Here is an 11,540-nt window from a genome sequence, read left to right as displayed (position 1 = left end):
GGTCTTAATGACGCCAGTTGTGCGTGATGATTTCACGCAGAATATGCAGTCGGCGATGGAAGAAATGATCCGCCGCCGGGACCACAATCACCGGAAGGTCCTGCGGCTCGGCCCAGGCAAACACATTGTCGAGTGGCACGGTTTCATCGGCTGATCCGTGAATCACGATGGCGTCCTTAGGCACGGATTCGGTATCGTAGTTGCGGGTGCCTTCCACAAAGCCAGAAGCGGTACCGACCAGGACAAGACGTTGGGCCGGGTGTCCGGCTTCCGCCATGCGTTTGGCAACGCGGGTTTGCACAAAAGCGCCGAAAGAGAATCCGGCCAGCACTACCGGCAAGTGGCCGCATCGTTCACGGGCGTATTCGAGGACGCACAATAGATCATCGGTTTCACCGATGCCTTCGTCGTGTTCACCTTGCGTTCCACCCACACTGCGAAAGTTCGGCCGGAAAGCCGCATAACCGAGGCCGGCGAAGGTTCGGGCCAGTGTATGGGCGACTTTGTTGGTGGCCGCGCCACCGCCAATCGGGTGCGGGTGTGCGACCAGCGCAATGCCCCGGGGGGCGCCCGGGTTGTCTATCAGCATTTCGATCTGGCCCACGGGGCCATCAATCAGAATCTTTTCTTCTCGTCCGAGGCTCATGCTGTTTCCAATCAGATGCGAAGGCGGTCAACCGGAATGCCGTTGACCAGGTGCTCGTTGATGATGTCGTCAATATCTGCCTTGTCCACAAAGGTGTACCAGACGGCCTCCGGATAGATGACCATCACCGGACCTTCTAGGCAGCGACCCAGACAGCCGGCTTTGTTGATGCGGACCATGCCGGGCTGGTTGAGCTTCAATTCGGCGACACGGCCCTTCATGTAGTCCAGCATATCGGCGGCACCGTGGTCGTTGCAGCTGATCTCGCCGTTGGTGCGCTGGTTGCAGCAGATGAAAACGTGTTGCTTGAAATAGCTCATGTCGGGGTCCGTGGTTGTAGCGGTGTTTCAGGAATTATAAAGTGATCGTCGGCTTCAGGTTCAGTCGCGACGGCGGTGCTGGTGATCCGCCCAGACCAGAAACGTCAGCGTCAGGTAGGGCCAGAGTGCGGCGATCAGTCGGGTGAGACCATTGAAGTTGAGAAAGTGGCCCTGTCGCCAGACGGTCAGTGCGGTGACGGAGTAGGGATTCGTAGGCATCAGATTGACCAGCACTGTGGCGGCCATCAGCAACATACTGGCCAGGGGCATTTGCCAGCGTCCCGGCAGCATCAGTACCGGTAGACTGAGCAGTAAACCTATGACCAGTCCGTATAGGCCGCCAGGTGTTAGTGCCGCCCAGCGCGCCATTTCGGATGAGCCGATGGCTGGCCCCAGCAGCAGCCAGCTGGCGGTGATCCGGATCAGGACACCTAAAGTGATGATACAGAGAACGCTTGCCAGAATGGCGGGTCCGCCCAGATGGAGGCGTTGTAGTACGGCTTGCACCAGAAACACCATCACCAGCACCTGCAGGGTAACGACGGTGGTTTCCAGCTGGCTGTAAAACGCCGGCGAGAACGGAAATGCTGTTGGTAAGGCGAGCAGGCCACGCAGGTCACCAAACCCGAAGAACACGATTTCCGGAGAAATCTGGGCAAACAACCAGAGTGCGAGCAGGATCAGACCGGTTTCGGCGCTGAGTCGGCGAATATTCAAGCGGCGCCGTAGTTCGCCAGCCAGAGCCAGAATGCCCGGGCCAAAAAACAGAGCAAGTGCGACGCCCAGGAGCGTGCCGGCCGTATTGAGCATCAGGTCGAGACCGGAGGAAACTCGGCCGGGCAGGAAGGTCTGCAAGGTCTCCAGTGTGGCCGACAGCAGGAAGCCAGCAGCCAGCGGTAGCAAGGTTCTGGCCCAGGGCCAGCGGGTGTGTTGTGGTGATAGTGCCAGCAGGAAACCCAGTGGTACGTAGGCCAGGATGTTGAAGCAGGCATCCTGCCAGGTCCAGTATCGGGGCCAGTGACCATTCAGATAGCCGAGCAGATCAACGCCGCGATCCTGCCAGGGGGTCACGGCATAGAGGCTGGCGTAAATGATGATGCAGGCGTAGACGACCGATACCGCCAAGGGCTTTTGGCGTGCCCGCATGAGCCAGCCGCGCCAGCCCGGCAATGGCTTATCGGGGGCGTCCGGAGCGATCATGCTGCGGGTGTGATTCATGCCCGGTGGGTGGGACGTGGTAGGTGCCTTCGGCCGCATGATGATGCGACGGCGTTGGGACCGGTTTGCCGATGCGCTGCGGTAATAGTGATCCGATGATCATGCCCAGAATCGCGGCGATCAGGCCGAGAATCTGGGGTGGCCAGATGGCATCTTCGCTGGAGAATGCCTCGGTCAGAATCCAGGTGAAGAAGCCCGCGAAGATGGCAAACAGCGCCCCCTGGGTGTTGCCTCGCCGCCAATAGAAGCCGGCGACCAGAGGCACAAAGGCCACGACCAGGGTGATTTTATAAGCGTGCTCGACCATCTTGAAGATCGATGCATTGCTGGTCAGTGCCATGGCCAGCACCATGCCGGCAAATGCCACAATCACAAGACGCATCAGCCATAAAAAGATGCGATCCGAAATGTGTGGCAGCATCGGCTTGAGAATGTTTTCGGTAAAGGAAACCGAAGGTGCCAGCAGGGTTGCGGATGAGCAGCTCATGATGGCCGAGAGCAGGGCGCCAAAGAAAATCACCTGGGCAAACACCGGCGTGTGTTGCAGGATCAGCGTCGGCAAGACTAGCTGCGAATCGGTCTCGAGCAGTGAGGCAAACATGGCCGGGTCAATCAGGGTTGCTGCATACGCCAGAAACATGGGAACGAACGCGAACAGAAAATACAGCGAACCACCCATGATAGAGCCGATCATGGCAATACGTTCGCTCTTCGCCGATGAAATGCGCTGGAAGACATCCTGCTGCGGAATGGAGCCCAGCATCATCGTCATCCAGGCGCCAACAAAAGGCACCCAGACGTCCATGCCCCCTGAAGGAAAGAAATCCAGCTTGCCGGCAGCGTTGGCGTGGGCCAGTACATTACCAGTACCACCTGCCAGGTCACTAATGATGGTGGCGATGTAAATCAGGCCACCCATGATGACGGTGATCTGGACGAAGTCGAGCACCGCCACCGACAGCATGCCACCAAGCACGGTGTAGGTCAGCACAATGGCTGCCCCCAGAATCATGCCCTTGTCCTGTGGGATCAGTCCGTTGGTGACGGTGAAGAATACTAGCCCCAGGGCTTTGATCTGTGCGGAAACCCAACCCAGGTAAGAAACCACAATGGCCAGTGTGCTGAGCCATTCGACCGTGTGGTTGTAACGCAGTCGGTAATAGTCACCAATGGTGAGCAAGTTAAGCCGATAAAGTTTGCTGGCAAAAAAGAAGCCGGCGAGGATGAGGCAGAGTGATGCCCCGAAGGGATCGGCCACCACGCCGCGCAAACCGTCTTTGACGAAGGTCGCAGAAACGCCCAGTACCGCTTCGGCACCGAACCAGGTGGCAAACACCGTGGCCGTGACGACCGGCAATGGGAGTGAGCGGCCGGCCACCGCAAAGTCACGTGCATTTTTTACCCGGGTTGCCGCCAGCAGGCCGATACCCATCGAGGCCAGCAGATACAGCGCGATGAACCCGAGTAGCGGTGTCATGGTTGCAGGTTCAGATATAGCATTAGTGCAGAAGCGGCCAGCGCTACGGTTGAAACAGCGACACTGACCCAGAGCAGGTGTCGTTGATGTCGCACTGTGCGCTTGAGTTCACGCAGTGCTTTCTTGTCGGCTTTGATCTCATCCTCGTTCGGTGCCAGGTAGTCGTGCAGCAGGCGTGGCAGTTGCGGCAGGATCTTTGCCCAGTTGGGGCCTTCGCGTTTCATCCCATCCACCAGGCCGCGCCAGCCGACCTGTTCACTCATCCAGCGTTCCAGGAAGGGCTTGGCCGTTTTCCAGAGATCAAGGTCGGGGTTGAGCTGGCGGCCCAGACCCTCGATGTTGAGCAGGGTTTTCTGCAGCATGACCAGTTGCGGCTGCACTTCCACATTGAAGCGCCGCGACGTCTGGAACAGGCGCAATAGAATCTTGCCGAAGGAAATATCCTTGAGTGGTTTGTCGAAGATCGGTTCGCAGACAGTACGGATGGCCGCTTCGAATTCATCGATACGCGTATCCTTCGGTGCCCAGCCGGAGATGACGTGCACCTCGGCAACCCGTCGGTAGTCACGCTGGAAGAAGGCCAGAAAATTCTGAGCCAGATAATTTTTGTCGACATCGTTCAGCGTGCCGACAATGCCGAAGTCAAGTGCGACATAGCGGCCATCATGGGCCACCAGAATATTGCCCGGGTGCATGTCGGCGTGAAAGAAACCATCACGGAATACCTGAGTGAAGAAAATCTCCACGCCGGCACTCGAAAGACGATTAAGGTCGATACCGGCTGCACGTAATTCGTCAATACGGCCGACCGGGATACCATGCATACGCTCCATGGTCATCACATTGGTCGCGCAGAAGTCCCAGTAGACCTCCGGCACGACCAGTAGGTGACCACTGGCAAAATTGCGGCGCAGTTGCGAAGCGTTGGCGGCTTCACGTACCAGATCGAACTCGTCATGCAGATGCTTGGCAAATTCGGCCACCACTTCACGGGGCTTCAGGCGGCGGCCGTCTTCCGAGAAGCGTTCAATGAGCTGGGCAAAGGTATCCAGCAGATCAATGTCGTGATCGACAATCCGGTGCATGCCAGGCCGTAACACTTTGACCGCCACATCACGGCCATCATGCAGTCGGGCAAAGTGCACCTGGGCGACTGAGGCCGAGGCGACCGGTGTCGGGTCGAATTCACTGAATGCCTCGACAATCGCCATGCCCAGGCCGCGCTCGATTTCGGCCATGGCCAGCGCCGAGTCAAAAGGGGGAACCCGGTCCTGGAGCTTGGCCAGCTCGTCGGCAAAGTCCGGGGCCAGCAGATCGCGACGGGTTGAGAGCATCTGACCGAATTTGACGAATATCGGTCCTAGAGACTCTAACGCCAGGCGCAGGCGTACGGCACGAGGTTGGCTGAAATGCCGGCGGCGGGCGTAGAAACCTAGCCAGCGCGCCACGCGGCCCTCTGGTTCGGCTTCAACGAGCATGGTGAGCAGCCCGTTCTTCCAACTGACGTAAAAAATCCGGGCAAGGCGCTGCAGACGCATGAGCGGTCGGCTTTCTGAGTAGAGGCCCACGGGATAGCGAGCCAGAAGGTATAATTTTACCCATGACTTTCGATAGCCGCGAACACATTACCGGCCTGCTGCAGGTTGCCCTTGCCAGCGTCGCGCCGGAACACACCGATACCCCCATCTATCTGGAGCGTCCGAAGCAGGCGAGCCACGGGGATTTTGCCACCAATCTGCCCATGCAACTGGCCCGGGCGCTGAAGCTTGCGCCGCGTGCGATTGCAGAACGCATCGTGAGCGAACTCCCGGCTTCGCCGGAGGTCAGCGATGTCAGCATTGCCGGCGCTGGATTCATCAACTTCACCTTGAAGACGGATGCCAAGACCCGGGTGGTCAGCACGGTGCTGTCGCAAGCGGGCGACTTCGGTCGTAGTTCGTTCGGCGGCAATGCCAAGGTGCTGGTCGAGTTTGTCTCGGCCAATCCGACCGGCCCGTTGCATGTGGGCCATGGCCGTGGCGCGGCTTATGGCGCCAGCCTGTCCGATTTGCTGGCTTTTGCCGGCTGGGATGTGACCCGTGAATACTATGTGAATGACGCCGGTCGCCAGATGGATATTCTGGCGATCTCCACCTGGATCCGCTACCTTGACCAGCACGGCGTCACCATTGACTACCCGCCGAATGCTTACCAGGGCGATTATGTCCGCGATATGGCGCGCCAGTTGACTAATGCGCATGGCGACAAATATGTCCGCGCCAAGGCTGCGGTGCTCGAAGGCACCCCGGGCTTACCGGGAGCCAGCTGTGCAGATGATGAGGCGAAAGCTCAGCGTGAATTGCACCTGGATGCCCTGATTGCCAACGGCAAAGCGTTGCTGGCCGAAGACTGGCCCTATGTGCATCAGCATGCACTATCCGAACAGCTGGCTGATGGCCGTGATGATCTGGATGGCTTCGGCGTGGATTTCCAGAATTGGTTCTCGGAGAACTCGCTGTTCGACACCGGTCTGGTCAAGCGCTGTCTTGACAAGCTGGATGCCGCTGGGCACATCTACGAACAGAATGGCGCCCGCTGGTTCCGCTCCACGGATTTCGGTGATGAAAAAGACCGTGTCGTCCAGCGTGAGAATGGTCTTTACACCTATTTCGCGTCGGATATTGCCTACCACCTCAACAAATACGAGCGTGGCTTTGATCGCATGATCAATATCTGGGGAGCCGATCACCACGGTTATATTCCGCGAGTTAAGGGCGCCGTACAGGCCCTGGCGCTGGATCCGGCCAAGCTGGATATTGCCCTGGTGCAGTTTGCCGTGCTCTACCGCAACGGTGAAAAAGCCTCGATGTCGACGCGTGCCGGTGATTACGTCACCCTGCGTGCGCTACGTGCCGAAGTCGGTGATGATGCATGCCGCTTCTTTTATGTGTTACGCAAGGCCGATCAGCACCTGGACTTTGATCTGGATCTGGCAAAGAGCCAGAGCGCGGACAATCCGGTGTACTACATTCAGTACGCTCATGCCCGCATCTGTTCGTTGATGGCGCAGTGGCACGGGGCGGCGGCTGATCTGCAGGCGGCCAATCTTGCGCTGCTGACCAACCCGCGTGAAGCCGCGCTGACGGCGTTTATCGGCCGCTTCCCGGAAGTGATCGATGGGGCTGCCCGCGATCTGGCGCCGCACCAGGTAGCCTTCTATCTGCGTGATCTCGCCGCCGAGTTCCATGGTTATTACAATGCCGAGCGTATGCTGCTGGACGATGCCGATCTGACGCGTGCGCGACTGGCGCTGTCGGCAGCCGTGCGACAGGTGATTCGCAATGGGATGGCCTTGCTGGGGGTCTCCTGTCCGGAGTCCATGTAGTTTCCCGAACAGAAACCCTGTAATCTGCCGATAGAACATACAAAGGCCGCTATGTCCCGAGACTACAAACCCAATCGCCATGCCTCACGTGACCGAGCTCCGGCTTCGGGTGGCGCGTTCAAGGGTATTCTGTACGGCTTGATGCTCGGGCTGGTGATCGCGGCGGCTGTAGCCTGGTGGTTTAATCGGATGCCGTCACCGTTTATCGATAAAACAACCCCGGCACCAACACCCGCCAAAACTGCAGGTAGCAAACCGTCGACGTCGACTACGCTGCCGGCCGCGGCAGATGCGCCGCCGGCGCCGGCGGCCAACGCCCCAGCGAGCGAACCGGGGCAGCCAATTGCCTTGCCGGGCAAGCCGGGCGATCCGCCGCCGGAAAAGCGCTTCCAGTTTCCTGATCTGCTCTCTGGCAAGACTGATGGCACCACGCCGGCTGCCAAACCGGCAGGAGAGGCAGCCAGCAAAGCGGCTGCACAGCCGGAAGCGCCGGCCGGCTTCTATCTGATGGCGGGGTCGTTCCAGAAGCAATCCGATGCCGAAGCCCAGAAAGCCAATCTGGCGCTGCAGGGTTTTGATGCATCCATCCACAAAGCCGTCATTGGTGAAAAAGTCTGGTTCCGCGTCAAAATCGGTCCCTTCAAGCGCCAGGATGATGCTAATCGTGCCCGTAACGAACTGAAAGAAGCCGGTTTTGATGCTGTCCCGGCCCGTAACTAAGATCGGAGTCCTCATGCAACGTCGTCAGTTTCTGTCTACCCTGATTGCCAGCATTTCGGCAGCAGGTGTTTCCGGTTCGGCTCTGGCCCAGGCAGCACTAGGCAGTGCGGTCATGCCCCCGGCACCGCAAAGCGGTGTGGCGATTGCTGGGCAGACTTATGCGGTGCTGAACACCCCGGCAGCGGCTGCGGGCGGTAAGCTGGAAGTGCTGGAGTTCTTCTCTTACGGCTGTCCGCATTGCCATGATTTCGCGGAGCCCTTCGAGCGTTGGTCGAAAAAGCAGAAAGATGTGGTCGTACGCCGCGTGCCGGTGACTTTCGGTCGTCCGCAATGGGTGGTACTGGGGCGTCTGTTCTACACAATCCAGCTCATGAAGCTGCCGGCGCTCGATACGGCCGCCTTTGCCGCCATTCATCAACAGGGCCGTACGCTTTATGAAGACCAGGCCGTGCTGCAGTGGGCTGCCAGCCAGCCGGGCGTGGATGCCAAGAAATTCTCCGAAGTCTATTATTCGGCAGACGTGACCAATGCCATGAAGAAGGCCGACACGCTCGCCATGACGTATCAGATTGACGGCGTGCCTTCCATCATCGTGGCCGGCCGTTACAAGATGCTGCAACAGCGTGGCATGAATTTCAATGATCTGCTGGCCAACACGGACGCCGTGATTAAGATGGCACGGCAGCAGAAGTAGCTGAACATTTCACGCCCGTGCGCGGCACAACGGCTGGCCGTGAATCTGTCATACCCTAAAAGAACAACGCCCGCAGATGCGGGCGTTGTTCTTGGTACGGTGTGCCTGCTTACTTGGCAGCTTTAGCCTTGGCAGCCGGTTTTTTGGCATCGGCACGCATCTTGACGAAAGAGCCCGGCGCATCTTCGATGGCCTTGAGCGGGCCTTCACCCGGTATGCGGGCAGCGACCTTCTTGTCGTTGATGGCTTCAACCCACTGTTCCCAGTTCGGCCACCAGGAACCTTCGTTCTGGGTCGCGCCATCGAACCATTCCTGGGCCGTTGCCGGCAGTTCCGGGTTGGTCCAGTAGCAGTACTTGTTGCCGGCTGGCGGGTTGACGATACCAGCGATATGGCCGGAACCGCCCAGCACAAAGTTGACCGGGCCCGACGGCAGATGCACGCCCATGTAGGTGCTGAGCCACGGGGCGATATGGTCTTCGATGGCCGAGACGAAGTAGCAGGGAGTCTTCACCTTGCGGATGTCGATCGGCACGCCACCCAGCGTCAGGCCACCCGGTTCCTTCAGAATATTCTTCAGGTACATGTTGCGCAGGTAGAAACTGTGCATAGCGCGCGGCATGCGGGTCGAATCGGAGTTCCAGTAGAGCAGATCGAACGGGAACGGATCCTTACCCATCAGGTAGTTGTTGATGACGAAGGACCAGACCAGATCGTTGGCGCGCAGCATGCTGAAGGTGCCGGCCATTTCCGAACCATCCAGATAGCCGGTCTTCTCCATTTTCTTCTCGATCGTGGCGATGCTTTCTTCATCAATGAAGACGCCCAGTTCGCCCGGATCGGTGAAGTCCAGCATGGTCGTGAAGAAGGTGGCCGAGTTGGCGCGGTTATCCTTCTTGGCGGCCATGTAGGCCAGGGTTGACATCAGCAGGGTGCCGCCCAGGCAGTAACCGGCCAGGTTGACCTTCTTCGAACCGGTGGCCTGTTCCACAGCGTTGATGGCCGCCAGCGAACCCTCGAGCAGATAGTCTTCGAAGTTCAGATCGGCATGCTTCTCGTCCGGGTTCAGCCAGCTGATGATGAAGGTGGAGTGACCCTGATCGGTCGTCCACTTCACGAAGGAATTCTTTTCACGCAGATCGAGGATGTAGAACTTGTTGATCCAGGGCGGCACGATCAGCAGCGGTACATCGAACTGTTGCTTGGTGGTCGGCTCATAATGAACCAGCTGGAACATTTCGTTCTGGTAAACGACCTTACCCTTGGTCGTGGCGACGTTTTTGCCCAGTTCGAAGGCCGAGGTATCCGTCATGCGGATACGCAGCTTGCCGTCGCCAGCTTCAACGTCGTGCAGCAGGTTGTTGAGGCCCTTGACCAGGTTCTGGCCTTGCGTACGAACGGTCTCGCGGAAGACTTCCGGGTTGGTCAGCGCAAAGTTGCTCGGCGACAGCGCGTCGATGTACTGACGGGTGTAGAAATTGACTTTTTCGCGTTGTTTGTCGTCCATCCCCTCGACGGTGCCGACGGTATCCAGGATGTGCTTGGACGCGATCAGGTACGACTGCTTGATGAAGTCGAACACAAAATCCTGCTGCCAGCCTTCGTCTTTAAAACGCTTGTCCGAACGCTCGGGTGCCATGGTCGGTGAGGCTTCCATGCCCATCATGCGCATCACCGAGTTCTGCCACAGCGAGAAATAATTGTGCACCATATTCATCTGGGCCTGAGCCAGCTGATACGGATTAGACAGTAGGCGAGCAGAGAGATCCATGAAGGCTTTGGCGATGCCAACCTCTTCACCGGAAGTGTTAACGCCTTTCTGAGCCTGGCGTTCCATAAAACCGCTCAGAACACGCGATGCGCGCTGGGCAACTTCTGCATAGACATGAACCAGTTCGGCCGGGTTTTTGCCTTCTGCGCCCTCGGCGGGTGTAGGGGACTGCGACATGGTGATCTCCGTCAAATCGAAAGCCAAAAAAATGCGCTCGGCGGGACAACAAACGACTTCCCCAACAAGCACGCGGTGCGTCAGCCATAGATTGCCTGTAAAGGCCCAATCACACAAGGGGTATGCTGTATTTGGGCGAACCTCTTCCTGGGATTACACTGTAGGCGTTTTCATCCCCATGAGCGTACCCTCATGTCTGAACAGGACAACGAAGACCTTTATCCCTGTATCGGCGTCTGTATGGCGGATCCGGCCTCTGGCCTGTGTCAGGGATGCGGCCGGCCGCTGGCTGAACCGGTGGCACCTGAGCCTCCGGCGCTAGTATCGACAACCAGCGCGGTCAACGGAGGGGCATCGTCTACCGGGGATGGGGCCAAGGGCGATCACTGATGTCTGCCAGTTTTTCAGGGTTTGCCGGACTAACAGGTATAATTAATCTCAATCAACACCTTAGCTTGCGGTGTTTTCACCCTTAAACCGGAATTCTGCAGATGAATATTGAAAGAGCCCGCTTTAACATGGTCGAACAGCAGATTCGTCCGTGGAACGTTCTGGATCCGAATGTCCTGGATCTGCTGTTTGAAGTGCGTCGTGAAGAGTTCGTGCCGCAGAGCTATCGTTCACTGGCGTTTGCCGATGTCGAGATTCCGCTGACACCCCACGCCGTCATGATGCCGCCGCGTATGGAAGCCCGTATGCTGCAGGAGCTGGAGCTGGCGCCGGACGCCCAGATTCTGCAGGTAGGCACCGGTTCGGGTTACATGACCGCACTGCTGGCTTCGCAAGGTGCGCATGTTACCAGCCTGGAAATTGATCCGGCCCTGCTGGCGCAGGCGCAGGCCAATCTGGATGAAGCCGGTATCGAGAATGCCACGCTGATTCTGGCCGATGGCCTCAAGGGCCATGAAGCCGGTGAGCCGTATGATGCGATCGTACTGACCGGTTCGGTACCGAGCGTGCCGGACGTGTTGCTGCATCAGCTGGCACTCGGTGGTCGCCTGATGGCCGTGGTCGGCACCGGTCCGGTCATGGAGATGGTGCGGATCCATTGCACCGGACCTGGGAGCTACTCGCGCGAAACATTGTTCGAAACCTGGTTGCCGCCGCTGGAAAACGCACCGCGCGCAATGAAGGCTTTCGAACTGTGATCGCG

Annotated in this window: 11 protein-coding genes; 5 read left to right on the top strand and 6 right to left on the bottom strand. The window is 58.4% G+C overall.

Features of this window, described 5'->3' with window-relative positions:
- Positions 1 to 4: 4 nt before the first annotated feature.
- Genes AC3GOJ_RS00810 through ubiB form a run of 5 tightly spaced genes read right to left on the bottom strand, consistent with a single transcriptional unit; the run spans position 5 to position 5,199 of the window.
- Entirely contained in the window at positions 5 to 646 is a 642-nt protein-coding gene (locus tag AC3GOJ_RS00810) for an alpha/beta hydrolase (RefSeq protein ID WP_488235547.1), read from the bottom strand.
- Positions 647 to 657: 11 nt separating this feature from the next.
- Entirely contained in the window at positions 658 to 966 is a 309-nt protein-coding gene (locus AC3GOJ_RS00805) for a (2Fe-2S) ferredoxin domain-containing protein (RefSeq protein ID WP_488235546.1), read from the bottom strand.
- A 60-nt stretch (positions 967 to 1,026) separates the two neighbouring features.
- A complete protein-coding gene (locus AC3GOJ_RS00800) occupies positions 1,027 to 2,184 on the bottom strand; it encodes a VanZ family protein (RefSeq protein WP_488235545.1) in 1,158 nt (385 codons plus the stop codon).
- Complete coding sequence (locus tag AC3GOJ_RS00795) at positions 2,141 to 3,661, bottom strand: high affinity choline transporter 1 (protein WP_488235544.1); 1,521 nt, start codon at positions 3,659 to 3,661, stop codon at positions 2,141 to 2,143. The genes AC3GOJ_RS00800 and AC3GOJ_RS00795 overlap by 44 nt, the downstream gene beginning before the upstream one ends.
- Positions 3,658 to 5,199, bottom strand: a complete 1,542-nt coding sequence (gene ubiB, locus AC3GOJ_RS00790) for a ubiquinone biosynthesis regulatory protein kinase UbiB (protein WP_488235543.1) — start codon at positions 5,197 to 5,199, stop codon at positions 3,658 to 3,660. The genes AC3GOJ_RS00795 and ubiB overlap by 4 nt, the downstream gene beginning before the upstream one ends.
- Positions 5,200 to 5,261: 62 nt before the next feature.
- Between ubiB and argS the strand changes: the two genes are divergently transcribed.
- Genes argS through AC3GOJ_RS00775 form a run of 3 tightly spaced genes read left to right on the top strand, consistent with a single transcriptional unit; the run spans position 5,262 to position 8,439 of the window.
- Positions 5,262 to 7,025: an arginine--tRNA ligase gene (argS, locus tag AC3GOJ_RS00785; RefSeq protein ID WP_488235542.1), complete on the top strand. Its 1,764-nt coding sequence runs from the start codon at positions 5,262 to 5,264 to the stop codon at positions 7,023 to 7,025.
- 51 nt (positions 7,026 to 7,076) lie between these two features.
- Positions 7,077 to 7,745 carry an SPOR domain-containing protein gene (locus AC3GOJ_RS00780; protein WP_488235541.1) on the top strand — a complete coding sequence of 223 codons (669 nt, stop codon included), beginning with the start codon at positions 7,077 to 7,079 and terminating at the stop codon, positions 7,743 to 7,745.
- 13 nt (positions 7,746 to 7,758) lie between these two features.
- Positions 7,759 to 8,439, top strand: coding sequence for a thiol:disulfide interchange protein DsbA/DsbL (locus AC3GOJ_RS00775; protein WP_488235540.1), 681 nt, complete (start codon positions 7,759 to 7,761; stop codon positions 8,437 to 8,439).
- Between the two features lie 109 nt (positions 8,440 to 8,548).
- On the opposite strand, the gene AC3GOJ_RS00770 is transcribed toward AC3GOJ_RS00775, so the two are convergent.
- Entirely contained in the window at positions 8,549 to 10,387 is a 1,839-nt protein-coding gene (locus tag AC3GOJ_RS00770) for a PHA/PHB synthase family protein (RefSeq protein WP_488235539.1), read from the bottom strand.
- Between the two features lie 192 nt (positions 10,388 to 10,579).
- On the opposite strand from AC3GOJ_RS00770, the gene AC3GOJ_RS00765 reads away from it, so the two are divergent.
- Positions 10,580 to 10,777: a DUF1289 domain-containing protein gene (locus AC3GOJ_RS00765; RefSeq protein ID WP_488235538.1), complete on the top strand. Its 198-nt coding sequence runs from the start codon at positions 10,580 to 10,582 to the stop codon at positions 10,775 to 10,777.
- Between the two features lie 101 nt (positions 10,778 to 10,878).
- On the top strand, positions 10,879 to 11,535 hold the full coding sequence (locus AC3GOJ_RS00760; RefSeq protein WP_488235537.1) for a protein-L-isoaspartate O-methyltransferase family protein: 657 nt from the start codon (positions 10,879 to 10,881) through the stop codon (positions 11,533 to 11,535).
- Positions 11,536 to 11,540 lie beyond the last annotated feature (5 nt).

This window comes from Fluviibacter sp., from assembly GCF_057744235.1.
Note: the sequence above shows the minus strand (reverse complement) of the source record. Positions and strands in the feature narration are given on the sequence as shown.

Coding starts and splice junctions, on each gene's coding strand:
- AC3GOJ_RS00810 (WP_488235547.1), bottom strand. CDS start 646: ATGAGCCTCGGACGAGAAGAAAAGATTCTGATTGATGGCCCCGTGGGC.
- AC3GOJ_RS00805 (WP_488235546.1), bottom strand. CDS start 966: ATGAGCTATTTCAAGCAACACGTTTTCATCTGCTGCAACCAGCGCACC.
- AC3GOJ_RS00800 (WP_488235545.1), bottom strand. CDS start 2,184: ATGAATCACACCCGCAGCATGATCGCTCCGGACGCCCCCGATAAGCCA.
- AC3GOJ_RS00795 (WP_488235544.1), bottom strand. CDS start 3,661: ATGACACCGCTACTCGGGTTCATCGCGCTGTATCTGCTGGCCTCGATG.
- ubiB (WP_488235543.1), bottom strand. CDS start 5,199: ATGCGTCTGCAGCGCCTTGCCCGGATTTTTTACGTCAGTTGGAAGAAC.
- argS (WP_488235542.1), top strand. CDS start 5,262: ATGACTTTCGATAGCCGCGAACACATTACCGGCCTGCTGCAGGTTGCC.
- AC3GOJ_RS00780 (WP_488235541.1), top strand. CDS start 7,077: ATGTCCCGAGACTACAAACCCAATCGCCATGCCTCACGTGACCGAGCT.
- AC3GOJ_RS00775 (WP_488235540.1), top strand. CDS start 7,759: ATGCAACGTCGTCAGTTTCTGTCTACCCTGATTGCCAGCATTTCGGCA.
- AC3GOJ_RS00770 (WP_488235539.1), bottom strand. CDS start 10,387: ATGTCGCAGTCCCCTACACCCGCCGAGGGCGCAGAAGGCAAAAACCCG.
- AC3GOJ_RS00765 (WP_488235538.1), top strand. CDS start 10,580: ATGTCTGAACAGGACAACGAAGACCTTTATCCCTGTATCGGCGTCTGT.
- AC3GOJ_RS00760 (WP_488235537.1), top strand. CDS start 10,879: ATGAATATTGAAAGAGCCCGCTTTAACATGGTCGAACAGCAGATTCGT.